22 protein-coding genes are annotated in these 25,450 nt (G+C 42.4%); 19 read left to right on the top strand and 3 right to left on the bottom strand.

What is annotated here, in order from left to right; genetic code table 11:
- The first annotated feature begins 576 nt into the window (after window positions 1-576).
- From WC788_07495 to WC788_07485, 3 genes are all read left to right on the top strand, one after another.
- Entirely contained in the window at window positions 577-4,050 is a 3,474-nt protein-coding gene (locus tag WC788_07495) for a hypothetical protein (GenBank protein ID MFA6097442.1), read from the top strand.
- Window positions 4,051-4,680: 630 nt separating this feature from the next.
- The gene (locus WC788_07490; protein ID MFA6097441.1) at window positions 4,681-5,733 is read left to right on the top strand and encodes a Fic family protein; all 1,053 of its coding nucleotides are present in this window, start codon (window positions 4,681-4,683) and stop codon (window positions 5,731-5,733) included.
- Window positions 5,734-5,961: 228 nt separating this feature from the next.
- On the top strand, window positions 5,962-6,678 hold the full coding sequence (locus tag WC788_07485) for a DUF4386 domain-containing protein (protein ID MFA6097440.1): 717 nt from the start codon (window positions 5,962-5,964) through the stop codon (window positions 6,676-6,678).
- 216 nt (window positions 6,679-6,894) lie between these two features.
- On the opposite strand, the gene WC788_07480 is transcribed toward WC788_07485, so the two are convergent.
- Both WC788_07480 and WC788_07475 read right to left on the bottom strand, forming a co-directional pair.
- Window positions 6,895-7,323: a hypothetical protein gene (locus WC788_07480; protein MFA6097439.1), complete on the bottom strand. Its 429-nt coding sequence runs from the start codon at window positions 7,321-7,323 to the stop codon at window positions 6,895-6,897.
- 342 nt (window positions 7,324-7,665) lie between these two features.
- Window positions 7,666-9,591 carry a hypothetical protein gene (locus WC788_07475; GenBank protein MFA6097438.1) on the bottom strand — a complete coding sequence of 642 codons (1,926 nt, stop codon included), beginning with the start codon at window positions 9,589-9,591 and terminating at the stop codon, window positions 7,666-7,668.
- A gap of 443 nt (window positions 9,592-10,034) precedes the next feature.
- Here WC788_07475 and WC788_07470 point away from each other — a divergent pair, with 443 nt between their 5' ends.
- The 16 genes from WC788_07470 to WC788_07395 all read left to right on the top strand — a co-directional run bounded on the left by WC788_07470 (window position 10,035) and on the right by WC788_07395 (window position 24,318).
- Window positions 10,035-10,910, top strand: a complete 876-nt coding sequence (locus tag WC788_07470) for a hypothetical protein (protein ID MFA6097437.1) — start codon at window positions 10,035-10,037, stop codon at window positions 10,908-10,910.
- 121 nt (window positions 10,911-11,031) lie between these two features.
- Window positions 11,032-12,333, top strand: coding sequence for a hypothetical protein (locus WC788_07465; GenBank protein MFA6097436.1), 1,302 nt, complete (start codon window positions 11,032-11,034; stop codon window positions 12,331-12,333).
- 150 nt (window positions 12,334-12,483) lie between these two features.
- A complete protein-coding gene (locus WC788_07460; protein MFA6097435.1) occupies window positions 12,484-12,870 on the top strand; it encodes a hypothetical protein in 387 nt (128 codons plus the stop codon).
- A gap of 295 nt (window positions 12,871-13,165) precedes the next feature.
- Complete coding sequence (locus WC788_07455) at window positions 13,166-14,074, top strand: hypothetical protein (GenBank protein ID MFA6097434.1); 909 nt, start codon at window positions 13,166-13,168, stop codon at window positions 14,072-14,074.
- Window positions 14,075-14,216: 142 nt separating this feature from the next.
- Window positions 14,217-14,714, top strand: coding sequence for a hypothetical protein (locus tag WC788_07450; GenBank protein ID MFA6097433.1), 498 nt, complete (start codon window positions 14,217-14,219; stop codon window positions 14,712-14,714).
- 249 nt (window positions 14,715-14,963) lie between these two features.
- Window positions 14,964-15,800, top strand: a complete 837-nt coding sequence (locus WC788_07445; protein ID MFA6097432.1) for a hypothetical protein — start codon at window positions 14,964-14,966, stop codon at window positions 15,798-15,800.
- Between the two features lie 101 nt (window positions 15,801-15,901).
- Entirely contained in the window at window positions 15,902-16,375 is a 474-nt protein-coding gene (locus WC788_07440; GenBank protein MFA6097431.1) for a CxxC-x17-CxxC domain-containing protein, read from the top strand.
- Window positions 16,376-16,558: 183 nt separating this feature from the next.
- A complete protein-coding gene (locus tag WC788_07435) occupies window positions 16,559-16,777 on the top strand; it encodes a hypothetical protein (protein ID MFA6097430.1) in 219 nt (72 codons plus the stop codon).
- A gap of 235 nt (window positions 16,778-17,012) precedes the next feature.
- Window positions 17,013-18,011 (top strand): hypothetical protein, encoded by a 999-nt coding sequence (locus WC788_07430; GenBank protein ID MFA6097429.1) that lies wholly within the window; start codon window positions 17,013-17,015, stop codon window positions 18,009-18,011.
- A 301-nt stretch (window positions 18,012-18,312) separates the two neighbouring features.
- Entirely contained in the window at window positions 18,313-18,867 is a 555-nt protein-coding gene (locus WC788_07425) for a hypothetical protein (protein ID MFA6097428.1), read from the top strand.
- A gap of 48 nt (window positions 18,868-18,915) precedes the next feature.
- Window positions 18,916-19,776 (top strand): hypothetical protein, encoded by an 861-nt coding sequence (locus tag WC788_07420; protein ID MFA6097427.1) that lies wholly within the window; start codon window positions 18,916-18,918, stop codon window positions 19,774-19,776.
- Between the two features lie 133 nt (window positions 19,777-19,909).
- Window positions 19,910-20,395 carry a nucleoside 2-deoxyribosyltransferase gene (locus WC788_07415; protein ID MFA6097426.1) on the top strand — a complete coding sequence of 162 codons (486 nt, stop codon included), beginning with the start codon at window positions 19,910-19,912 and terminating at the stop codon, window positions 20,393-20,395.
- Window positions 20,396-20,492: 97 nt separating this feature from the next.
- Window positions 20,493-21,569 carry a TFIIB-type zinc ribbon-containing protein gene (locus tag WC788_07410; protein MFA6097425.1) on the top strand — a complete coding sequence of 359 codons (1,077 nt, stop codon included), beginning with the start codon at window positions 20,493-20,495 and terminating at the stop codon, window positions 21,567-21,569.
- A 397-nt stretch (window positions 21,570-21,966) separates the two neighbouring features.
- Window positions 21,967-22,257 (top strand): hypothetical protein, encoded by a 291-nt coding sequence (locus WC788_07405; GenBank protein MFA6097424.1) that lies wholly within the window; start codon window positions 21,967-21,969, stop codon window positions 22,255-22,257.
- A gap of 296 nt (window positions 22,258-22,553) precedes the next feature.
- Entirely contained in the window at window positions 22,554-23,837 is a 1,284-nt protein-coding gene (locus WC788_07400) for a hypothetical protein (protein MFA6097423.1), read from the top strand.
- A gap of 172 nt (window positions 23,838-24,009) precedes the next feature.
- Window positions 24,010-24,318, top strand: a complete 309-nt coding sequence (locus WC788_07395; GenBank protein ID MFA6097422.1) for a hypothetical protein — start codon at window positions 24,010-24,012, stop codon at window positions 24,316-24,318.
- 698 nt (window positions 24,319-25,016) lie between these two features.
- Here WC788_07395 and WC788_07390 read toward each other — a convergent pair.
- A complete protein-coding gene (locus WC788_07390) occupies window positions 25,017-25,280 on the bottom strand; it encodes a hypothetical protein (protein ID MFA6097421.1) in 264 nt (87 codons plus the stop codon).
- Between the last annotated feature and the right edge of the window lie 170 nt (window positions 25,281-25,450).

Below are 25,450 nucleotides of genomic sequence, written 5' to 3'. Positions count from 1 at the left end.
TGAACTTGTTTCAGGATCTTCGTTACATTTCGTAAGAGTGATGTAGTAAAGCAATAACGAAATAAAACGAGGATTCCGGATCAAGTCCGGAATGACAAACAGGCAGATAATCGATTAAGACAGATCAGAAACTACATAAAAAACCAAGATGTAAACAGAGTTGAATTAGCACAACAGACGTTATGGAAAAAGCAGGCATAGCCTGCCAAGCAGATACCCTCGGCGTCAAGCCGTGGGTATGTTCATTTTGCTTTGTAAAATGAGGGACTCGAATGGGAAAGGGTCGGGAAACGAGAGTTTCCCGTTCGGGGTGACAGCGATCCGCCAGTTGGCGGAGAGCGCCAGAGGGCGGAAGCCCTATGGAGCGTAGTCCCGAGCTAGTCGAAGGGCGAGCAGTGAGATTGTCCCTCTCGCGGAGCTCGTATCAGCAATAACTGATTATCCAAAAATGCCTAATTTGGGCATTTTTGGATAATCAGGATAAGCATAAGTTTAATTGATGTTTTAAACTCTTAGTGCTATATTTACAGTAATCGAAAATCTTCTGAAAATGTAAGCGGCCTTATTTATATAGCTATGACAGACGAAAATACTCCAAATTCATTTGATTCAGCAATTCCTACCCCTTTTAGGTTTGGTGATCCTCGACAAAAAATAATCTATGATCGTTTGATGAGGCTTGTTGGTCCTGGTGCCGCGTCGTTTTATAAAGATGCCTGTAGGCATGTTCAGGCTAAGCCATCTTTCGAGTCTACTGCACATCTTGTTGCTCACTTACTGAGAGAGGTTGAAAGCTCATTGCATGATGTTCTTGAGTCTATTGCAGAGCAGAAATTCGAAAATAAATCTTGCGAAACATGTGGCCAGAAAATAAAGCAGGCGATACATGGAGATAAAATAATGATAGTGAGTAAGAAGTTAAAGTTACCGGAAAAAGTCACTGATATCTGGCTGGGGTTGTCTGGTAAAAAAGGATTGCAGAAATTCGCTCATCGATCTGGATTAAGGTCGGCACGACAAATTGATGCGGATTTCAATAAGCTTTGGACTGGAATGGAAACAGTTTTTAATGTAGTGCTCGATAATTTAGAGACTTGTTACATTGAAATTCTTGCTAGGCTTGATGAACTTGCAGTAAAACAAAATCCTACAAAAGAAGATGCAAAATTTTTTTTCTCAAAGATTCCAAATAATTATAACACCCACTTTCATTTTTTTAATAGGTTGACCAATCCGGATTGGTTGCCTTTATTGGAGAAAGAATCTGTTTTTTTAGAAGCACCGGAACCAGAGCAAGATATCGAAAACGGTGGTATGAGGCATATTCCTTGGCCTGCCTCACTTTACTTGGAAAAAATGACTCCAATTAACCCTGGTTTGGTTACCAAAATTCTACAAGAAGTTAAAGATACCGATAATTCGAATGCAAAGGGTAGTTTATTGAAAATTACCTCGCTTTTACCAAAAGAAAAAAGACTTTTGTTAACCAACAAAATCAAAAGCTGGTTAATAACTGATTATGATTTCTTCCAAGCTAGTTTACTGAAACCCGGCACTGAGTTAATGAATAAATTTATTGAAGATAGTGAGGAAGATTCCGCTTTTGAAATTGCAAAGACGTTCTTGGAGATTCTTCCAGACCCTAAGCCTATCTCAGATGACCAAGAATATATACCACTTCGTGATCCAAAAACTAGACTGGAACACTGGCATTATAATGAGTTTTTAAAGAAAGATTTTCAAAGATTGGTAGAGCTTAATCCAAAACGCTCTTTTGATTTTGTTTGCGATTTACTCTCTGAATACCTAAGACTTCGACACGAGGGACGAAAAGAAGATGAGATTGATTTCGAAGATTTTTCATATATCTCAAGACCATCTATAGAAGACCACGAGCAAAATCGAGACCGTGATGATATCGAAAATACTCTAATCACGGCTGTACGTAACGTCGGATTAGAAATCATCAGTAAAAACCCAGCGGAGCTGCAAACACTTATACGCGAGTTGGAAGATAGAAAGTGGAGCGTCTTCCGTCGTATAGGTCTTTATTTTTTAAGTAAATCACTAGAATCAGCTAAGGACTTAGTAACTCAATATCTGACGGACGAATCACTTTTCGATAACTCTCACTACGAGCACGAGCAGGCTCGTCTGATGAACAAAGGATTTCGGTTGCTAACATTAGGGCAGCAGGAAAGGATTTTAGGCTGGATTGAAAAAGCTGAGAAAATTACTGCACTCATAGAAAAACGCAAGCAAGAAACTTCAGTTAATAAAGATCAAGAACAGAGATTCAAGGAGGAGTGGCAAAGGGATCAATTGTCGTATATGAAAGACGATTTACCCCAAAGCTGGAAAACTCGCTATGCCGAATTCATAAAAAAGTACGGCGAGCCAGAACACCCAGATTTTGTCACTTACACAACAAGCTGGGTTGGCCCGACTAGCGAGGTTAAAGCTCAAGAATTAGTAGATATGGATATAGAAAAGCTGCTTAATCTTTTTAAGACTTGGCAACTAAAGAACGAACCTCATGGATTTGGGCCAACTAAAGAAGGTTTGGGGCGCGAGCTCGGTGCTGCTATAAAGCTAAAACCGGATAAATTTAAGGGTATTCCAGAAAGGTTCAAGTATTTAGACCCTACTTACGTACGGGCCTATATTCAAACCTTCTACGAACTGGCTCAAAACGGTTATGAATTAGACTGGCCAAAGATGCTCGAGCTTTGTTTATGGGTAATTGAGCAACCTCGAACAATCCCGAATCGGCAGGGCGAAATTATGGATCATGATCCGGACTGGGGTTGGACGAGAAAAGCAATAGCATCACTTATTTCACGAGGTGCAAATAACAATTTTATTCCTTGTGAACTCAGGGAGAGCGTCTGGAAAATTCTTGAACCCTTAACTCATGACCCCGATCCCACACCAGAAGATGATAGTAAACGCGAGGAGCACAGTGATGACGCATATACATCCGCTATTAACTGCACACGCGGTGAAGCCATGAATGCGGTTGTTGAATATGCCTTATGGGTATATAGGTGTACTGAAAAGCAACCAGATGGTAAAGAAAAAATAAAAACAGGCTTTGACATAATGCCTGAAGTTAAATCTGTACTGGAATGGCATTTGGACCCGAAAAACGATCCATCCGTTGCTGTGCGCTCAATTTATGGAAGATTTTTCCCTTGGTTACTACTTATGGATAGAAAATGGACATTAGATCATCTGGATATGATTTTGCCACCTGGCCAGTTTGGAGACCAACTATATATGGCGGCTTGGAACACGTTGATGCTGTACGTGCCAGTTTATAACGACCCTTTCGAAGTTTTAAAGGAGCGTTATAGCGAGGCTGTTAGAAACCTTGGTAATGTGGATAAAAGCAAGAGAAGATTTACTGATAGAGATGAAAGACTTGCCGAACACCTGATGCTTCAATATGGAAGAGGTAAAATTGAGTTATCTGATGATCTTCTTAAAAATTTTTGGGGGACAGCGGATGATGAATTGCGCGGACACGCCTTAGATTTTGTTGGGCGCAGTTTGGAAGATGAAAAGAATGATTTAAACGATGATATTCTCGAACGCATGAAGAGGTTATGGGAAAGTCGAATTGCTGTAGCAAAATCTGCACCCAATAAAGCTGATTATAAAAATGAAATGTCGGCATTTGGATGGTGGTTTGCTTCAGGCAGGTTTGATGATAAATGGAGTAGCGATCAATACTTTGAAGCACTTGATATTGGAAAAAAGACCCAATCCTACTACTTTGTATTTCAGCGTTTGGTGGAACTGGCAAAAACGTTACCAATCGAAGCGGTAAAGATTTTAAGTAAAATTGTTTTAGCTGAGCAACCTGGCGGATGGATTGTTCTTGGTAATAAAGAAGAAGTAAACACTATTTTATCTATTGCACTACAAGCGCCAGATAACAATACGCACGAAGAGGCAAAAATCTTAATTAACCGATTGGTATCAAGGGGCTATACTGAATTTAATGATCTACTTAATTCTAATAATCAGCCAAATTCTTCAGTCTAGACAATCCTCCTTGCATCATCTTTGTCGTTGCTTTAAGCTTGTAGGATTTTCAGCCGCTTAAATAAAATAAACTTATACAACTTACCAAAACACAAATAAAAGAGCTTCAGGATATCTTCGGGGAAGAATATAATCAAAGATTAACCTAGAAAGAGGTTACTGATACAGCCTATAGATTAATAGGATTTTTTGAGCTTCTGAATAAAATTAATGCGAGGCAATATCAGAAGAATGAAAAGCCTCTAAAATATTAGTTTCTGCTAATATAATTATAAGTTAAGTCTGATTTTGTACTTTTTCTACTAACTTTTTGACCAGTTCCAAGATAACAACAGAGTACTCATAAATTTCTATCTAATCAAGTTTTGAAAGTCTTCCGATCTGTGAGAGCCGTCAAAATAATCGTCATCATCGTCAACATTGTCATCATAATTTCAAGATCATAAGTTACAGGTCATCCAAAGCGGTTCGAACGTCGTACACCCAGCGGAGCAAAAGAAAAATACGCCTGAAAGGCGTGTTTTTGTGTCAGTCAAGGATATTGTGAAATTTCGCGAAGCACAAATAGTTGATTTTATCGTATCAATATGATACGATAAAAGTGCTTAAATGATACGATAAAATATCCATATGAATATCAATGAAAAACAAAAGAAATTACTGTCTTTAGTCTTGGAAAATAGCTTGATGTCATCATCGGCCATACATTCAATATTCATTAAATCTGGCGAGGGGATATCTCTTGTAACGGTCAAGCGTGCGCTCTCTGAAATGACGAAGTCAAAATTACTGAAAATATCCGGGTCCGGTCCGTCAACAAGCTATGAAATCAGTGAGCTGGGCAGAATATTTATTCCAATTGATGCAAAAAAATATTGTGCAATCGAGCCTGACAAACGCTATGGATTGAATAGATATAATTTCAATCTCCTAACTTCCTTGCCGTCAGAAATATTTACTCAAGATGAAATTAAATCGCTTGAAGCAGCGACAGAGAAATATGAAAAAAGAACAAGAGATTTGTCGGATGTCATTCGGAAAAAGGAACTGGAACGGCTTGTTATTGAACTGGCATGGAAATCATCAAAGATCGAAGGGAACACCTACACCCTTCTTGACACGGAAAGGCTGATCTTGGAGCAAAAGGAAGCAGTGGGACACGAAAAAAAAGAAGCGGATATGATCTTGAATCATAAGGATGCTTTTAATTTCATTTATCAGAGTAAGGATCAATTCCAGACACTGACACGCGCTAATCTGGAGAAGCTCCATGAAATTCTTGTGAAGAATTTGAGCATCGATATCGGACTTCGTAGAAAACCCGTTGGCGTTGTCGGCTCAAAATATCAGCCGTTGGATAACGGATATCAAATTTCCGAAGCCGTCGAGGCGCTTAGCGGCGCCATATCAAAGGTGGAGTCGTCATTTGCAAAAGCCCTTATCGCCATTCTTGGCATCAGTTACATTCAGCCATTCGAAGATGGAAATAAAAGGACGTCCAGGCTTATGGCAAACGCATTGCTTTTGGCCAATCAAAAAGCACCGCTTTCATATCGCAGTGTTGATGAAAATGAATATCGAGAAGCGATTTTAGTGTTCTATGAAATCAACTCTATTATTCCTTTCAAGAAAATATTCATCGATCAATATGAGTTTGCTGCGGCTAACTATGCAGTGAAGTGATAGTCGGAAAATTTACTAAATGAAATATTATCATAAATAACTTTGAATCGCGGCATGCCTTTTTAGACATTTCGAAATGAGTGATAGCGATTGAGAAATCCCTTAAATAATTTATTAAGTTGCGGAAATCTCGGAGGCTTGCCTCCGAGATGGAAAGCAGTATTGTATTAGAATCTTTCCCGTTGTGGGAAACTCGGGGGCTTGCCCCCGAGTAGTTAATAAAAAAATATGAATACAAACGAAAGGGACTCAAACAAAAAGATCGCAGTAATTACGGGAGCATTATTTATAGTTGCGACAGTGTCAGGATTTCTGGCTAACAGTCTTATAGGGTCTATCATAGGCGCTTCGGACTACCTTGTTCAGATAGTTGCAAACAAGAACATGATCGTGCTGGGAGCGATTTTTTCGTTTATGGCGGCGGTCGGAAGCGCTGGCATCGCGATGTCTCTGTATCCGGTATTACGGAAATACAATGAAGGCCTGGCTCTTGGGTCAGTTGGTTTCAGGCTTGTTGAAGGAGTGTTCTATCTTGTGAGTGCGCTTGGTTTACTTTCTCTACTGTCATTAAGCCAGGAATATATAAGCGCAGGGTCTCAGGCTGCTCCAGCTTTTCAAGTCCTAGGCCATCTGATTCTCGAAGTACGTGTTTGGGCGGGTTTCGTGTTTGGAGTGATCGCTTTCTGCATAGGCGGATCTTTGTATTATTATATTATGTATCGAGCAAGACTCATCCCTCGCTGGCTATCCGCTTGGGGTCTGGTCGGGCTCGCTTTGCTGTTTTTGATGAGTTTGTTGCTCGCGTTTGGCGAAAGAATTTCAGAACCTTCAGGCAATCTGTTATTGTTGGCAGCCCCGATCGCCATTCAAGAAATGGTTTTTGCGGTTTGGCTGATCGTTAAAGGATTTAATCCGTCGGCGATCGCTAGTGAGTCAAACAATTAGATCTATATAACAATTAAATTAATATGAAATCTTTGTTATTCGTATTTTCATATCATCATCATAATATTGCAAAAATCGCAGAAGTCTTTGCCCGGGTTCTTGATGCGCGGAGCAAGAGTTAACGCTGCAACGTTTAAAGAGGACTGAAAAGCCCCCTTTTGATTTTATACTATAAAAAAAGAGGGCGCTTTCGCATCCCTTTGATTTTTCAAACTATTATATTACTGTTACATATTGGCCGATCCATAGTGTAATTCCGCTTTTATTGCGCTCAACAATGAATAGCGGCCATTCCTCATTGGCCATATTCTTACCTCGCCACAACTCCACACTGTCCCCAACTTCTACTCCCCAGGCGTTACCGATGGATTCCGTCGCAGTCGCTATGCCATGACTGATAATATGAAAATCTCCATAGACTCCTGTCAAATCGGCCTCAGAATTTCTAACTGCCTCCACAACGGGATTCCCTTCACCTCCTACTTCTTTCCACAACCTCCACGCCTGCTCGGTCGGCTCCAGCCAAGATCTGCCATGCATTTCAATGGAATACTCTGGTAATGGACTGGAATAGTTTACTCTTCCCAGCACCTTTGCTTTTTCTCCATTCACCTTAATTACTTTCCCAACTTCAAACATTGTCATTTTCTCACTCCTTTCTTGATTTTTTCTCTATATTTTTTGAAGCAAGATACTCTTTATATATCTTACTTGTTTATATATTTTACTTCCTAAGGAATTATCAGTCAATTCTTGACTGCTAACTGTACGCTTTTTGTAGGTTGTCGAATATTTAGTTTATTCGTTCGAATAATAGTGCATGAAAAATAGATTTAATATCCCGCTTGATTGAAGTTCGCTTTCAATATTGCTCCAACTCGGAGTTCTGAATTTGTCCACGAAGGGGAGCAAAATAAAAATACGCCTTTCGGGCGTATTTTTATATAATAAAGCAGTTTTTACATAGGCCTGGAATATTCTATTTTTTTATTTTATCGTCACGTTTACATCATCCGACCATAATGTTCCCGGGCCATAGAGCCTGAATTCAACTCTGGCGTAAGCCGCATTGGCAGGAGCTATTCCTTGGGTCGAAAGCTGCTTCCAGGTATTTATTGTAGTCAAATAAGTTGATTCGAATCCGCCCAAATAAGTTTGCGACGCGTTCCAGAAATTTATCACAAAATTGACTTTACCTGAAACATTCGATTTCATCCACGCAGATGCGGCGTATGTTTTGCCTGGAGTGGCCGCGATCTTGGTGGTTCTGGACATCCAGCGAGTTAGGGCGGTTGACTGCGAAGATACGATCTTGATCGAATGAGTTCCTGCATGATATGAGTCGGTTGCCCAAGTGAAAGCGGCGGTTCCATTGGTATAATAATCCGTGTTCGGGTCTGATTCGAAGCTGGAATTAGGCGCAAGATTGGTGCTTGTCGTGGCGTTGCAGGCGGCGTTTAATCTTCTGTTTCCGCATCCGTCATATTCATATCCATTAAGAGGGGACTCGCATTTCCATGATGCAACACATGAAGAAGTGCTATACATCGGATACATAAATATTCTGCCAAAATCTCCGAATATATAAGAGTGGCCGGTCTCGTCGATCTTGCTTCCATTAACCCCGTTAACGTAGTTCTGTATTATGGGAGATGAATTATAGAAACGCCTAATGTTAAAAGCCGCTTTCCCGGCAGGGTATCTGCCTCCTGATTGCAGCATGGGATGATATTGTATCTGCCAGTCAATGGCGCGTCTCATGGCCGGCTTGCCATTAACAATGTTTTCATTCCAGCCGTTCCAGCCGTTATGTGCAGCCGCTTCCAGGCCTAAATAAACGCCCCACAAGCTGAATTCATGATACAATTTATTGCCGTCATTTATGCGGACATAGTAATCCCACGTTTTGCCGCTTGGATAAACCATCCCATTAACATATTGATAGAGATCCCTGATATTGCTGGCAGTGGAAGGGTTTGTGCCTGTGGCGCCCTGGCTGGTGGGAGTGAACCATAGCGTATTGTAACTTGATGGACCTTTGCTGAAATAATCCAATAAAGTTTGATTGTTTCCCACTAAGGACAAAACAACGCCTTGTCCCGCATAAAAGGCGAACCAGTTTTCGTAGCCTTCTCTTAATGTGCCGTTTTCGTCTTGAACCTTTTTCCACATCGGGAGATATCCATTGCCTTGTGCGTTCTTCATGGCATTTGCTATTCCTGAAAAGAAGGCCTCGATCTTTACTTTTTCTTCGCTAGTATAAAGTCCGGGATAACTGTAAGTCAGATCATATAACCATGCTACCGGCCATATCGCCTGTCCGGTATTTTGCGGATCATAGAGCTTTGAGGCAGGATATGCCGAAAAGCTTAATATTGCAGACTTGATCCTTTGAGCTTTCGCCGATGTCGGCTCGATCATAAACGAGGCGCCGGCTTTCATATTGGCTGCTCCCAGCGGCAAGGCCAATAAATATGAATCTTTCCAGTTTGTGACTGCAGGGTATGTACACGCATTATTAATCCAGTTGCAGTTATCCACTTCCGTGGTAAACCAATTAGTAGGCGCATTAACCGCCAGTGCTCCTTTTACCTTGGTATTGTAGATATTAACCAGTTCGGTTTTTTTTACCGCCGGCTCACTTCCAAGAATAATCGAACGCAGCTTATCGATCTCCGCTTGGTTATACCAGAGATTTGGATGATTGGTTCCCATTACTCGCAAAATGCCTGCGGCATTGGTGGTCTCCACCAGATCAAAAGGCTGCGCTATCCCTTGGAATCGTGAGTCATAAAAATTATCATTAAACCTCGAAGTATTGTCGGCAACAAAAAATAGAACATATGAAAATGACATTATCACAAACGCAGCAAATACGTAGATGGAGAAAAAGTTTTTAAAGTTTTTAAACATATTTATTTTTTAGGTGATTGAGTGGCACTATCTGTTTTAGGCTTAGGTCATGTTTGTATAATTTTATAAATTATAGTTAAAGAATTTCACATCTTCGAATATGAAATTTCATCAAATTCTTGCGGACAAATCCCGAAAAAATATTTTACACACAAATCTTAATTTTTATGCATGTACTTGAGATATTATACCACATATTGCGACATATGCGAAATTGGATTGGCGTTTTGTCATAAATTACTGGCCTCTTGGCACGCGGTTCTAACATCAACAATCCAGCCGGAGTATAAAACGGAAATGGCGGTAAGTACGCGCCATTTTTTTTGACATGCGGGACTCAAATGGGAAAGTGTCAGAAACCATGAGATTTCTGTCCGGGATGGCAGCCATCGATCAACATCAATTTAATCCGAGACTCTTCTCAGTTTTTGGATTACATAAATTTGGGTTCAATTTATTTAGCTTTTTGGATGGTTTTTTGGTATAATTTGGTAAACTTAATTATTATGCAAATTATGAGAGAAATACCAAACGGACAAGATGCAGAAATCAAGGAACCGGAACGAAATCAAGAGCATCCGCAGCTTCAAACTGCAATTAACGCCTACTTGTCGCAGCGAGAAGATTATTTTAGGGAAATATATCCCGGTTCTTTTGAAATATTGCTTGAAGGCGAAAGAAAAATGATTCAGAGCAATAGAGAAAAAGGATATTTGTCGAATTGGCATCCCGGAGAGGATATTCTTGTTTGCATAACTGAAAATATAAAAAAATCTGTCACTGCCGGATCGGGAGCAATTGAATTGGGCGATCAAATCAGCGATTATTTACCGCGCGATGTAATTGAAGCGAAAAAAAACGGTTTGATAGTTTCTATGAATGAAGGGAAAACTTTCTCTGCGGAAGATGTTAAATGCAAGGAGGATGAATTTAAGATATTCAGCCTCGGTCAGGGCGGTTGCGATAATGTTGTCTTGGCAGGAAAAGAAGATGATGGCAACATTCTGATATCAGTCCTGCACTTTAGTCCCTTAGATACTGCAGAATTATTAGATGCCTTGGGCCGAGAAAGAAATAAGTATTCCGGCATAAAGGAAACGAAAGCAGTGAGTTTTATGTCACCGGATCGGAGAAAAGAAGCGTTCGATGCCTTGTTAACCGCCATTGAACGATTTCCTTCGCCAAAATGCGAAGAAGGAGAAACTGATGCAAATCAAAGTACGGATGCTTTGCAAGATGTTCTGGAAATTACCGTCAATAAAAAGACAAAACGAATTAGGGTGCGAATGAAGGGCCAAGTATTTGATTGGCAGATGTGAAATATCCATAAAAGAATATTATTAGCATGCCTGTTGTGGACATTGGGGCACCGGTCATATTGCGGCATTGTAACAGCATTGGCAATTGATTGGTTGAAAGAGTTGTGATAAAATTCACAGTATGGAAACACAAAAAAACAACAAAGCCTGGGTTGTGGCGGTTGACATGGGATACGGACACCAAAGAGCGGCATATCCGTTGAAACATCTGGCTTTCGGCGGAAAAGTCATCAACGCCAACGCCTATGAGGACATCCCGGAAGAAGATGTAAAAATTTGGCATGAGAGCCAAAGGTTTTATAATTTCATTTCCCGGTTCAAGAACTTCCCGATCATCGGGAAATATGCCTTTGACATTTTTGATAAATTCCAGGCCATACCGAAATTCTATCCAAAAAGGGATCTCTCAAGGTCCAATCTTCAGCTTTTAAGTTCGATCCTCCTCATAAAAAAGGGGTGGGGGAAGCACTTTGTGGAAAAACTGAAAAAAAGAGACATTCCTCTGATCTCAACTTTTTTTGTTCCTGCTTATATGGCGGAAATCCATGGCTTTTCTCCTGATATTTATCTGGTAGTCTGTGATGCAGACATCAGCCGAGCTTGGGCGCCCTATGAGCCGAATCGGAGCAAAATAAAATATCTGGCGCCGAATCACAGAGTTGTGGAAAGATTGAAACTGTACGGAGTGCCGGAAGACAGAATATACCTCTGCGGATTTCCTTTGCCTCTTGAAAATCTGGGAGACGAGAAAATGGGAATTTTGAAGGAGGACCTTTGCACGCGCCTTGCAAATCTTGATCCGGAACAGAAGCATATCGGAAAATATCAGCTTGCAAAAGAACTGAGCAGGGAGGAGCTGTCTTGCCGCGCAGGAAAGAGGAAATTGTCCCTGACTTTTGCCATTGGCGGCGCCGGAGCCCAAAAAGAACTTGGTGTGGACATTTTGAAAAGCCTGGCGGAGAAAATAATCGGCAAAAAGATCCATTTAAACCTGATAGCCGGTATTAATAATGATGTGAATTGTTTTTTTGAAAGCAATATAAAAGATCTGGGTTTGGGCAGTGAGATCGGAAAAGGGATCGAGATAATTTTTGCCGATGACAAAGAGGCATATTTCAGAAAATTCAATGACGTTCTAAGAAGGACGGATATTCTTTGGACCAAGCCGAGCGAATTGAGTTTTTATGCGGGTTTGGGAATGCCTATAATCATGGCGCCACCTATCGGGTCGCAGGAAAAATTCAACAGAACATGGCTTCTGGCAACAGGCGCCGGTGTCGAACAAGAAGACCCGAAGTATGCGGGCGAGTGGATCTTTGACTGGCTGGAAGAAGGAATTTTCATGGAATCAGCCATCAAAGGGTATTTTGAGGCGGAAAAACTCGGGACTTTCAATGTTGAAAAAATAGTTTTCGGGAAATAGATCGTCCGCAGATGCGATAGCGAGAACTTTTGGGAGTAAGTGATAAAACGTCGGAAGGGCGTTTTTTTGTTTTGAATAATACTTGACTTTTGGCTTAAATCCCGCTAAGCTGTATCATCGTAGTACATAGATTAGAACGGAGGAAATGAAATGAAAGTTGTCTTAAAGGGCGGAAGCGCGGAAAAGAACGATGAGATCGAAAAATTCTTTATGGAAAGAATCTTTCCGCTTCTGGAGTTTGGCATCGCCATTGAGCGGTCTGACAGTGTAATTACTGTTTACGAGAAGAAAGACGGCGGAATAGTTGAAAAATATTGCGATCCGACAGCCGAGATCGTCGTTGAACTAACTGAAGAAGCGAGAAATCTTGCCAAGGATGGCAAAGCGGATGATGATGAGCTGAGGCAAGAATGCGGAAAATTCTATGATGAGGCTCGAGCTATTAAGGAAATTGAAAAACTCCATCCATCATTTTCGATAGAATATTATTCTTGCCGATACACTCCACCACTAAATAAGATACAAGAAGTCGAGTAACTCGGCTTCATTTTTTGTTTATAGAAGTTTAAGCATCTATCCGTATGGGTTTTTATGCCGTTTAGAGACGTTGCGTATTGCTATATATTGACATTTGGCTTAAAATGTGCTAAACTAATCTGTCATACTGCAAACATTATGACAATAATCATAAATTTACAGCAATGTAAAAATATGTATGTTCATTGAAAAAGGGAAGATGAAATCTCGAAGTTATGGATCTGGCGAATAAATAGTATATTTCTGATCCATAGCTTCGAGAAAATAAAAGTATCAGGCTAGGAGTCGATCGAATATGACAACTAAAATTTCAGAACTGCGAAAATTATTAAAGAATAGATATGTGGGAATCCCGCAAATGGTGGACGAAATCAAAAAAATAGACAGTCGGGCGGGCAATTTGGACCGCAAAGATGCTGAAAGTGTATTTAGCACAAGGAGTGATCTTATTGACAAACTTTTGCAGGAAGCAAGAGTGAGCGGATTCACCATTCTGGAGCGCGTTGATTTCATTTGTGAAAAGAGAATGAGCGAAATAATGGATAAGATCGAATTTGTCGGAGGATTCTGCGTTCCGCGGTCTTTCGGGGGATTCACGTATAAAGTTCTGGATGGAATGTATGTTCTAATTCCTTCCGAAGCGATATACAGGATCCTGCAGGTCGAGACGCTCTTTGGCGGAAGCAATGCCAACATATCGCTGAAGAAAATGGTGATAAGGCTGAAAACCCAGGACTGCATCATATACACTGAGTCGTGGGGACACAGCAGTGAAATTGATGTCACTCCGAAATCAGTCAACGGCCTCACCGGCTATCGAATGGCTGAATTGCAAGAAATGCAGCAAAAGATCAACGATCACAAGAAAAGCGGAGTGGACTCGGAAAGCATATTATCGGCAATAAAGTCGGAACTTCTTCAGCTCCTTCCGATCATTATGGAGGCTCGGAAGGGAGTGATCTTCAGGGACCTGCCCGAGAGAGATCCCATATTCGTTATGGAGATCCATGACCAGGGCAAGTATATGGGAATTGTCACATCTGTCGACAAGACGCATGTGTCATTGGCCAGTTTTGACCAGGAGAGGATGCGGGTATATGAAGACTACGATCTGCCGCGGCTGGCAAAGGAAATCCTGGAGAGTCCCGGAGAGATCGGTATCGAGGTCCTTGGGGAAACCGAGCAGACCGTAAATATTTGGTAAAACATACCAAACATCTTCCTTTATTTTTTTCCGAATCTATAATAATTTATAGGCTCAGAAAAGCTTCTGACAGAGATGTCGGAGGCGATCAGACGAAACCGACAGGAAGGTGTTCGGTTGTTGTATTCAAAGGAGGAATATTATGAGCGGAAAAATAGAGCATACTGAATCGGAAAAAAAGGTGATCGCGTCCATGTGGCCGTCATTTGCGATCGGAATGATCATAATTGCCACAGTAGCGGCGGCATCCTTTTATAAGGGAAAAGACATCCGTGAGATATTGTCGATCGCGGGTCTTGTGAGTCTCGGCATTCTGGCTGTATCGATCGCGGGATTGTCAATATATGCGATCCCGACAAAGAATGATTATAAAAAAATGGACCTTGCTGCGATGATCTGCTGCTTTATACAACTTGGAATGGCAATGGGCGTCACTTTGCTGATGGGATTGGCATCCAATGCAGATCTGATGCAAAATTATATCCGTGTGAATATATACGGAATAATCGTGGGCGATGCATCAGCCGCCGCATTCTTTTTGAACTTTCTGTTCGCACTCGTATTTTTGATGGTATCGGCGTATTACCAGGACATAATAAACGAACAGAAGGAAGCCGGACAAATTCCGACCACGGCGTAAACACATAAAAACATTGAGAGTTACCATGCTCTCTTTTTTCATTTCCGGATCATAATGACGCCTATTCGAGAGGCTGTTTATCGTCAAAAGCATGTTTGAAAAAGGCGAATAAATGCTTGACTAAACGCAACAAAAATGCTATACTATCACGTCATGCTATCTATGACATGACAGACTTAGTGTTCGTTAAAATAATAGCGTAGATAAATTTAGATCAAAACAGAAAAGAATGACAGGAGGTTTTTGATAATGAAATTTAGGAAAATAAGATTTGGATCTATGGGAGTTGTAAATAACGGATTTGATCTGGCACAATACAAGCCTGCATTCCATCCGAACAATTTTTCGGAGCTGAATGCGCATCCCAGGAACTGGCATATCGGAAAATACGAAGGTGACGCGAGTTATTTCAATGATAATGATCCGCGATTCAGGGGATTTATAGAAGAGTGCGCCAGAACAAAAATAACCGCTTCGGAATTAGAGACTATTAACCGGAAATTCGAGGATGATTATCGGACTGTAAAAGAGGGCTATGCGGAGTCCAGGGGATTTTTCTCCGACTTTTGCGAAGCCATGGCCTATAGCGAGAGGCAGGTGAGGATGGGTTTCAATTCCACAAGCGGATTCATTCATCCGATGGCCATCGTTCAGTGCGAACACAATGCCACATTGAGATCAAGCCTGGGCAGGGAATATAAAATTTCCGCGCATATATGGATAAGCGGCAATGACCATGAAAAGTCGATATACGTATATCTCTATCCGCAGGAAGAAATGACAAAAGAAAATCAAGGAAGATTTGCAAGGTTTGTCATGGAGCATGACTGGAAGAAAAGCGGCCTTTCGCTGGAAGCGGCAACGTGTACGGCTATTCGTGGAAATGAAGCGACGGAAGAAATTATGTGGTATGACATCAGGGATCCCATTTTGGATGTGAGTGTCCGGGCAATAAGCATGAGCCTGGGCGCATTCGCCATAATCGGCAATCCTGGCAACTTTGAAAGTTTCTGCCATAAGCTCATTGACCAACTCGATGAGTTCTGCGTGCAAAAAAAAGTCTGCAGACAAATAATATGCAGCTGATTGAAAGATAAATGCGTCTTTCAATCTTTTTTTATGCTTTCGGTTGCTTTTTAAATGAAAATAGTGCATACTTTGAATATAATAACTAATATATAAATATTATGGGAGATTTCAGACATGATGAAGGAAGACGGTTTGGGGATCAAAGAGGCGGATTCGGGGGGCGAGATCGCCGTCCGGTGACGATGCATCAGGCAATTTGTGCCGAGTGCGGAAAGCCCTGCGAGGTGCCTTTTCGGCCGACTGACGGCAAACCGGTGTATTGCAGCGTTTGTTTCGGGGCCAAGAAAAACGCAGGCACTGAACGAGGGGGAGATAGATATCAGAAAGATAATTTTCGTAATCCTGCCAATGCGGGTTCAGTGAGTAATGCAGGCAAAAGCGCCATTGATGACGTGAAGAAACAGCTTGTAATATTGAACGTGAAAATGGATCGTCTTATCAAAGCCGCGGAGGCTATCAGCGGAACCAAGCCGGTGCCTGCGGTTGCAAAAGATCAAAAACCGGTGAAAACAATGCCGGTCGCAAAAGACAAGAAACCGGTGAAAAAGGCGGCCAAAAAGAAAAAGAAATAGTAATACATTCTTATATTTTTTGGTTTGGAAGAACCAATCATCAAAATCCGACAGAAAGCTCCCCGTGAGGGAGTTTTTGTTTTTTTTGAATGCAAACTGTTTTCGGCGAATGTGTTTCCGATCAGCGATAATATCATTGACAAGTCTCGGTTTTAATATAAAGTTCATCCAGGAGGCATTGGCTTGGACAATGAACACAGGAGATACGTCGTGATGGATATAATACTTGGCGTTCTGCTTATTGCTGTTTTGATAAGCGCAAGCATTCGCATGCTCGCCACAAACAATGCGGAGGTTGTCAGTATGTCGATATTTTACGGTTGTATCGTGGCATCCATCGGCTATATGATAAGAGATATTTATCGCGAATTTAACGGCTATCCAAATCAAATCGGGAGCTAGCGGGCGAATTTATCGCCCATTTTTTATTGGAACTTTGTTTTCATGTGCGTTTGTTGTGATATTGACATTTAGCTTGAAATATGCTAGTATAGCATGTCATGATGCAAAAATCGTGACTATATCAAAGTTTATGTAAATAAATCTGCTCGTTGAAAAAGCAATGAAATTTTCATGTCCGTGGAAAATTTGCCGGTAAACAATTAATGGCAATTTCCCCACGGAGGTGGAGATGATTATGAAACCAGAGAACAAAAGAATTCTTGCAGCATTAGTGATCAGCGCATTGATTATTGCCGGCGGAACGTATCTGTACCAAGACTGGAAGCAGAAACCTGAGAATAGGGATCCTTATCACTTCAATGGGATCGTAAGTGAGATATACGGCTCTCCGGTCGAAGGAATGAATATTACCGTTTCAAATGAAGTGGGAATATCGGTTGCGACAAAGTCGGACAAAAATGGCGAGTTCAAACTCGATGTTCCGGCTTGCCTGCTGAAGACCGAATACCAGACTATAGCCACTGAAGAGATCAATCAGGGTCCGGTTATTTCAATATCTCAAGCTGAAGTAAAGAGATATTGGATCTGCGGCGACCCGTGGAAGATATCCATTAAAATGGAAAAAGACGGATTTTCGTCGACGGATGAAACCACTATCAGTGCGAGGGGAAAATATTACGTTTCCCTGATATCCTTGACCAGCAAACCGCAGGTAAGCAATTCCGAACCAAGCAGAGAAATCGTGGCATTGACCAGGGAAAAGGAGATCGCTTGGGCAGAATATTGGCTTGGATTGGCAAGGGTCAGGCCCGAGATGTTTATGGTCGATTTTACACGCGAACATGTAAAAAATGCAAATGTTTCATTTGAGGAAATTGGAACGTCAAGCGACGAACTTAATGTCCTTGAGAAACAGGCATATATGTCGAGCGCAAAGTTTTGGGCTGCATCGATAAGAGGAGAGCCTGAACTGTTCAAGATCCATTTCTTGCTCAGTGACATGAAGCGAGCACACTCGTCACTTGACGCGATTGGAATATCGATCAGCGAGATCAGTGATCTTGTGAGAGAAGCCCATAAGCGAAGCGCTGAATTTTGGCTTGCATCCGCGAGGAAAGACCCGGAACAATATAAAATTGATTTCATAATAATGCACTCGATTGAAGGTCGGATACCCCTGGAGAAATTGGGGACGACCGAATGGGAGCTCAAAGCTCTCAGAGAAAAAGCATAGGCAAAGAGAAGGGAAAAGGAAGCAAACAGAGCATTTCTTTACCTTCTTTTTTTAATACACACCTCAAATATTACATATCAGGAGAGTATTCTTTGATCCAGTCTTTGATCCAGTCTGTCATTGACATTTAGCTTAAAATATGCTAATATAATATGTCATGATGAAAAATCATGGCTAGATTTATCAGCTCTTTAAAAGAAAGCCAATCTTCCTGCGCTATATCAACTGGAAAAATCGAGTTTATATGACGCAGGAAGAGAAGTATTCTATTCTGCAAATATACAAGTAAAAGGTGATAGACATGGTAACAAATGCAGGACATATATCGGACTGGCAGACGTTTTATCGGAATGTTTTCGACATTAACGTCGATTTATCAGGGATAAAGATCCCCGAAAAAGCAGCGGGGTTTGATCGGCTAATCGTGGTCATTCCGGAGATGACGATGCGGAATCTCTTTGAGAAGTGCGATCGAATGTTCGGTGTGTGGAAATATTTCAGCGAAGGGATCGACGATGATTTCGTCCGGTCGGAAAGAAAGGCGGCGAAAGGCGCCTATGCCATATGGGTGAAAGATGCGATCGACTCCGATGAAGAGTTGAAAAATATTTCCAAAAAGGAGTTCGGAGCAAAAGCCTTTTATGGCATGACTTTGCCCGAACGGCTGCTGATGGAACTGAAGTTCCACAACGAGACCGGAGGACATCTGGATCCAAATAGCGCGACTATCTGTTCAGGGTCAAATTTTTCTTCATGGAAGATCCCTATGGTATTCTGGGATGGAGAGAAAGTGGCCATAGACTGGGCGGAACTTGCTTCATTTGGAACGACGAGTTTCCGGAGCGTAATAACGTAGTAGACTATTTATGAAGAAGTCATGACAAGAATTTTGGAGGACAAGACTATGCAAGCAGGATTAGAACCGAAGTTAATATATGATGAGAAAGGAAGACTGTACGGAATAAACTTCAGCTCGGACGCGTGTTGCGAGCATGAAACAGGCATCGAAAAGATGCGTTCATATCTCGGGATCAATGCAGACATTCCCGACGAAGATGGTTTCGGACCGATGAACATCTTGTATTTGATCGCAAGACGGATAGGCTCGCTGTTCGGGATCAAGTCCGATGAGGAAAACGACAAAGTTGGCATAAGAGCCAGAACAGTCAGGATCTTCAACCGGAGCGATTTCTTCTTTGAGAGGAGCATAACGCATACGTGTCTGACTTTCCAGCCCGAGCTGCTCTATGTAAAACATTCCGGATGGAATAATTACGGACTCGAGAAACATCCCAAAACGCTGTCAGCGGCATGGGACAACAAGTCTTTCGGCATCATTGTCGAAAACGAGCACGGAAAATTCATAGAAGATCTCTTTAAGGCATTCAGCATAAAAGACGTTGCGATTTATTTCGGAGGAAGCGAATTCCTCATGGCCCCGGGGCTGATCATCGCGATCGCGTCGAGAGTTCCAGAAGAGATCAAAAAAAAGATGTATGACGCGGATATGAGCGAAGCCAGACTGGAGGAAGCGGTTAAAAAGGAGGGCGCGAGCGAGAAGCTTGCGGCAGCCGGCAAATTATATTTCGGCTTGTCTCCGAGATGGAAAGACGATAGCGAAAAGGAAGTTCTCTATTGGCTGAACCAGTATGATCAGGACAATGATAATTTCGGATTGTTCACTCTGCAGGATCTGCTGGACTGGACAAAGGGGAAGGGACCCATTCCCAAACAGAAAGAGCTGATGAAAGGGATCGTCAAATAAACAAAGAATAAAACCAAAAGGACAGAACGTGTCCTTTTTTCTATGGCATAATAAGGAATGACGAAGTCTGCATGAATTGACACGAAGCCTGCCAAAGCCTAGAATGCAGAAAGAAAAAAGGGAGGAATGTGAAATGAGAACAATATATCTGGCAGGAGGGCTTTTCAGCGCAGGTGAACGGCTTCACAATCTGAATCTTGAAAAATATCTGAAAGAATTGGGCTATGAGGTCATGCTTCCTCAACGAGAAGCTCTGAAGGCTTTTAACGGCAAAAGCTTTGACGTGAAAGCCATCGTCAAAAGCTGCCGGGAATCAAGCTCTGATCCCGAATATATATTTGTCGGCAATGCCGACGGACCCGATTCCGACAGCGGAACTTGCGTCGAATATGGGATCGCCATCACGACGGTGAGAAAAGCGGTCGTCTATCGCACGGATTTCAGGACCGCATTGGACAGAGAATTGGGCATCAATGCCATGCTGACAGGCGAAGGGACGGAATTCGTCTATGAACCGTGTTTTTTCACGGAACTCGAACAGGTTGAGCCATATTATAGGGGATTGGCCATAAAGATCCACGAAGCCATAAACAGACTATCTTCGGACCGCACGAAATGAACCGGCGGTCTTTTTTCATGCATTTTCGGGGTTTGACACCGCACAGATTTTCTTCTATCTTGGTAATATTGTCTGAAACAAAAAAGGAGGTATAAATATGAATAATTGTTCATTGTTATCGGAAAAAAGCGATCGAACGATGGAAATTGAGAAGACCAGGGAAACTTCGACTGAGAACGGAAATGAGAGGCTTGCGAGAGAGCGCGCTGTGATCAGAGAAAAGATCCGCAGCGGAAAAGAAGGGCGGAAGACGGGCCTTCGGGAAAACGTGATCAAATGTCCGGAATGCGAAAGCCGGAACCTGGAACACGACCATGTGAGGGCTGAGATCGTATGCCGTGATTGCGGGCTTGTCCTGGAGGAGAACAAGGTGGACCAGGGTCCTGAATGGAATTCATATAACGCCGAAAAAAAAGCGCGAACCGGTCCTCCTTCGAGCGTTCTTGTCCACGACAAGGGACTTTCAACCATGATCGACTGGAAGAACAGAGACTCGGGCGGAAAATATCTTTCGAAGGAAACCATTGCAAGCATGGACAGGCTGAGAAAATGGCAGAAGCGTATCACGATCAGAAATCCTCAAGACAGAAATCTTGCTTTTGCTCTGGGAGAACTGGACAGGATGACCTCGGCCATGGGATTGCCGGAATCGATCCAGCAGACCGCGGCGGTGATCTATCGCAAGGCCGTTGAGGGCAACATCATACGCGGAAGAAGCATTGAGGGGATGGTGACAGCCAGTCTTTATGCAGCGTGCAAACAGCACAGGGTTTCGCGGACGCTTGATGAGATCGCAACGGTTTCGCGCGTACCGCAACTGCAGATCGGAAGATCCTATCGGGCTTTGATCTCGGAACTGAAACTTGGAATTCTTCCGCCTTCCGCCGCAGAATTCATTCCGCGATTCTGTTCGCCATTTCAATTCCCGGATAAAAGCATCCAATCGGAAGCCGAAGAGATCATAAGGCAGGCGGAAGAGCTTAATCTGATTTCAGGCAAGGGGCCGGAGGGAATTGCAGCATCGGCCATATATATAGCGTCAAGAAACACAAGATTCGATACCGAAGTAACACAAAAAAAACTGGCTAAAATAGCCGGGATCACACAAGTCACAATAAGAACAAGATTTAAAGAGCTGGTTAAGCTTCTCCACCTGGAAGTGGAAGATACTTAACCTTTTTTCTTATGGCGAAAAAACGGAAATGTTGAAATGTATTGAGTGTTGTAGCTTACTCGGTATCAAAACGGATTTGTAGTTCGCTTGTTTTGTCATTCCCGTGAAAACGGGAATCCACGAAGTACTTAGAAACGTGATTCAAGGCAGATTCTCTGTCCATGGTGAATGGGCAGGCTTGATTCGGTATTTTCCATGGAAAAACGAAGATGCTGAAACGAGCCTGCCTGTCCGGCCTGCGCTACGCCGAAGCTATGGCAAGGCGAGTAGGCAGGTTCAGTATGACAATTTACTTTCCTCTTCAGAATAAGTGCCTGTCTGTGATCATTGACCTTCAGATCGAAATTTGCTATAAATTGTTATGCATCAAAACGGAAGTTTTTAGGAGGCGGATTCAATGGACCAAATGTTAGGATTGATCTTGGCGGCTACCTGCTTTTATCTTACAGCCGTGATTGGGGCGACATTGCTCGTGGACAGAAAAAACGGGAGAAAGCTGGCAAGGAAACGCGCCGGATTAGTTGCTCTACTGTTTGCATCAGGAATATACTGGATAATATCCACAAAGCTATGGCACATACACGAAAGGTATCCCGGAGAACTTGCTTTTGTCGGAACCTTGCTGGTGGTCGGTGGAATTTGGACAGGCTTCTTGGTTAAGCTGACCCTAAAAGATAATCATTGGTAAAATGGGGATTCCGAAGATTAGCTTGGGCAAGACGACATAAACAATGCAATATGAAACAACCTGAGCGATCAACGCGATCGCTTTTTTCTATTGTCTGATTTTCGACATAAAAATACTACAGCGGGGATCGAATTGTTCTCTGTGGTCATTGACAAAATGCCGTTCAATTGATACATTACACGGAATGTTCTTTGAAACGTTGGATATGCCGGTCTGCCCGTTTCCCGTGCGAGCCGGTCAGGCCGGTGTATCCAAATAATAGGATCTGCCAAACATAGAAATGAGAGGTGTAAAGAATGAAAGTATTGATCACGGCGAGAATAAAAAAAGAAGATATTTTATTGAAGATATCGGAAGCGGAAAACAAACTAAAAAGCGCAGTGCCTGCAACGGGCGGACACAACATAGCGTTCTTAGTCGATCGGGAATGGCAATTTGCGGAAAACAATCTGGCGGGAAGATTTCGCATATATGAAGATTGCCCCGATGTTCACTTTGGAATGGCCAAATTTGAAATGATTTTCGAAAACGTATGTACCTGCGAATTTGCACAAATTGACGCGATCGCTCAGGAACTTTTCAGCGGCACGAACGGACCCGTCGTGAAAGTTATCATCGAAAAGCCGGTCGAGGGTTTGAACATCGGGAGGATATTGAACCCTGCGTTCATAAACTCGCTCGGTCTTGCCTTGAGATCGCAATCGGGGCTTTCGGTTTCAAACGAACACATGACTTTTGAAGTTACGGACGGTTTTCAGGGGGTCAATACCATCTATCTAAAGAACGCCTGCAAGCTTGGCGACAGGACCATTTTTGACATAAGCAAGGAAACCTCGGATATGATGGACAATATTCTCCTTTTGTCTTTGACCGAAAGACAATCCGGAAGCAAGAAAAATTCGGGAAGCCTGACAAGAAATGACATGGACTGGTGGAATGTTTTTGGCATCAGGGAAAATGGCGTGACATGCCATAGCGGCGAAGGCGGTTCAAAGAGATTTACATCCGAAGCATCAGCATCTTTTAAGACCCTCAAGTTCGGGTTGAATGCATTTTTCAGCGATCAGTTCATTGATGCATTTGGAGATGTCGGGGCGCTGAAAATCGCCAAAACAAAACAACGCAGAAGCTACAACATATCCTGCCGCAATGTGCTCGGATTTGCCGATGCAAAGAGCATATCCGCACAGGTCACGATCTCCAGGAAATTGGGCCTCAACAGGGAATATGCCACAGATGTGGAGCCTGAGGTCATCAGGATATTGAATGTGATGTATGATCACATCGTGAAGAACGGCGATACCAGGGAAGCTTTCGCAGGATTTATCTCGGAGAAAGCCAATGACACGTGCGTGTGCGGACAAAAGTTTTCCGACACCTTGGATCAGGACATTGTCCAGATGGGCTGCATTGGCGAGAAAGTGCACCTGATGCACAGAACCTGCTGGGAAGAATGGAAGGAAAAGAACGAGCCGAAAAAATATGACTGGTATGACAGTTTGTGCCCTGTCTGCGGCGATGACTGCTCTTCCTATCACACGCCCTGGACGGCCAAGAGGCTTGCGTGGAAGAACAGGTGAATGGAAACAAAATAATACAGTCCATTAATATCCATTGAGGATAATAGTTTCAAAATAGGGATATATAAAGTCGCCAAGTAACATGATGTGAAAAGCGACTAATTTTTTTTCTGAGAACTTATTTTTGACAAACATTTTTCCGCATTATATATTTGATTTGGAGGAAAAATAAATGAATAGTGAGTTAACGCTAACGGGATTTATGTTCAAGGCCTTCATGCTTTGCATACTGGTGTTTATGTGGGCCGCGACAAGAGAAATGATGCAATTGGCCTCAAAGGAGAGAATTTTGGCCAGAATCGGCTTATGGACAATGAGAATTTTGATTCTGCTTATGTTCGCGCCATTTCTTTTTCTGGGATACGCTGCTGGTCTAACAGTTTTATCCATCTCGGCTACGGCAATGATGGCAGTGGGAATTTTCGCAGTGATCATGCGCCTCTGTCTTGAGCGATCAGATCGAATCAAGATCCCAGTGTGAATCCAATGACCGCACAAAAAAATCAGCGGTCCTTTTTAATTTTATTGCTATGCCTAGAAACTTTAGACAGGTCTATTCACGACATGCTCCTTTTTCAATTATATCTCTAATTCGCGTGCCTGTCCGCCTCGGGCGGAAATAGGCGAATAGCACGCTATTTGCACCAGACATCTGTTTTTGTGCTGACTGACTTTTCTAGCCTAGGCTAGAAAAGTCGGATAGACATTGTATGTTTCCCTTAACATAGAATAGGAATCAAGGAAGTTCTGTATTCTGTTGTCATTCCTGCCCTGATATACATCAGGATAAACTCCAGCAGGAATCCATTTTATATCGTAAAAACTTGAAAGTGTGGATTCCGTATCCCTCCAGAGGCGGGCAGGCCTGTCCGTCTCCGCCGTCTGGCGGATACGGCGAGGCAAGCCCGTCCTTCGCTAAAGCTTCGGCGAGGCAAGCAAGTTCGGAATGACAAACAGGCAGAGATAATCAATTAAAACAGATGAGAAATTACATCAAAAAACCAAGACACACATAGGACGAATTCCAACCAGCTATCTTTTCTAAAGTCGCAGGCGTAGCCTGCTAAACAGATACGCCCGGTGTTAAGCCGGGGGTATGGTCATTATTTTCGCTTTCAAATAAAAGCCGATGCAGAGTTCGCAGAGTATAAAAAAATACCCGAGAACTGTTCTCGGGTTTTATTGCGTTATCGATAGTTTTTGTTTGTCTGAAGCGTGCAGAGTGGACATGTTGATTTCAAAATGTTCTTCATCTCTTAGGGCAATGTTATGGTACTCATTAGACAGCAAGTTATCTTGCATGATCTTTTCAATACTGCCTCCGGAGACCGTGCCATTGTGCGCTTCATTTTTTGCTCTTTCGAGCATTTCTTTGACACGATTTTCGCCTATTCGCTCTGCATTATCTTTTATGAATCTTTCTACACTTTTTAGCGCGTACATGGCTACCTCTTTATATTTTCCGATCAAGTGATTGGATAACCATATTGAAGCAAAATCATTATCTCATGTCAACAACTTAAATCGGTTCAAGTGAGCGGCATATGTGTAAAATTGATATTGAATATGGTGACTGACTTTTCCAGCCTAGGCTGGAAAATTAGGATTTTTGT

It is taken from the genome of Candidatus Paceibacterota bacterium, from assembly GCA_041661265.1.
Lineage (GTDB): Bacteria > Patescibacteriota > Minisyncoccia > JAHIHE01 > JAGLIN01 > JBAZUT01.
This window is presented reverse-complemented; position numbering and strand designations above follow the sequence as displayed.

Coding starts and splice junctions, on each gene's coding strand:
- WC788_07495 (MFA6097442.1), top strand. CDS start 577: ATGACAGACGAAAATACTCCAAATTCATTTGATTCAGCAATTCCTACC.
- WC788_07490 (MFA6097441.1), top strand. CDS start 4,681: ATGAATATCAATGAAAAACAAAAGAAATTACTGTCTTTAGTCTTGGAA.
- WC788_07485 (MFA6097440.1), top strand. CDS start 5,962: ATGAATACAAACGAAAGGGACTCAAACAAAAAGATCGCAGTAATTACG.
- WC788_07480 (MFA6097439.1), bottom strand. CDS start 7,323: ATGACAATGTTTGAAGTTGGGAAAGTAATTAAGGTGAATGGAGAAAAA.
- WC788_07475 (MFA6097438.1), bottom strand. CDS start 9,591: ATGTTTAAAAACTTTAAAAACTTTTTCTCCATCTACGTATTTGCTGCG.
- WC788_07465 (MFA6097436.1), top strand. CDS start 11,032: ATGGAAACACAAAAAAACAACAAAGCCTGGGTTGTGGCGGTTGACATG.
- WC788_07460 (MFA6097435.1), top strand. CDS start 12,484: ATGAAAGTTGTCTTAAAGGGCGGAAGCGCGGAAAAGAACGATGAGATC.
- WC788_07455 (MFA6097434.1), top strand. CDS start 13,166: ATGACAACTAAAATTTCAGAACTGCGAAAATTATTAAAGAATAGATAT.
- WC788_07450 (MFA6097433.1), top strand. CDS start 14,217: ATGAGCGGAAAAATAGAGCATACTGAATCGGAAAAAAAGGTGATCGCG.
- WC788_07445 (MFA6097432.1), top strand. CDS start 14,964: ATGAAATTTAGGAAAATAAGATTTGGATCTATGGGAGTTGTAAATAAC.
- WC788_07440 (MFA6097431.1), top strand. CDS start 15,902: ATGGGAGATTTCAGACATGATGAAGGAAGACGGTTTGGGGATCAAAGA.
- WC788_07430 (MFA6097429.1), top strand. CDS start 17,013: ATGAAACCAGAGAACAAAAGAATTCTTGCAGCATTAGTGATCAGCGCA.
- WC788_07425 (MFA6097428.1), top strand. CDS start 18,313: ATGGTAACAAATGCAGGACATATATCGGACTGGCAGACGTTTTATCGG.
- WC788_07420 (MFA6097427.1), top strand. CDS start 18,916: ATGCAAGCAGGATTAGAACCGAAGTTAATATATGATGAGAAAGGAAGA.
- WC788_07415 (MFA6097426.1), top strand. CDS start 19,910: ATGAGAACAATATATCTGGCAGGAGGGCTTTTCAGCGCAGGTGAACGG.
- WC788_07410 (MFA6097425.1), top strand. CDS start 20,493: ATGAATAATTGTTCATTGTTATCGGAAAAAAGCGATCGAACGATGGAA.
- WC788_07405 (MFA6097424.1), top strand. CDS start 21,967: ATGGACCAAATGTTAGGATTGATCTTGGCGGCTACCTGCTTTTATCTT.
- WC788_07400 (MFA6097423.1), top strand. CDS start 22,554: ATGAAAGTATTGATCACGGCGAGAATAAAAAAAGAAGATATTTTATTG.
- WC788_07395 (MFA6097422.1), top strand. CDS start 24,010: ATGAATAGTGAGTTAACGCTAACGGGATTTATGTTCAAGGCCTTCATG.
- WC788_07390 (MFA6097421.1), bottom strand. CDS start 25,280: ATGTACGCGCTAAAAAGTGTAGAAAGATTCATAAAAGATAATGCAGAG.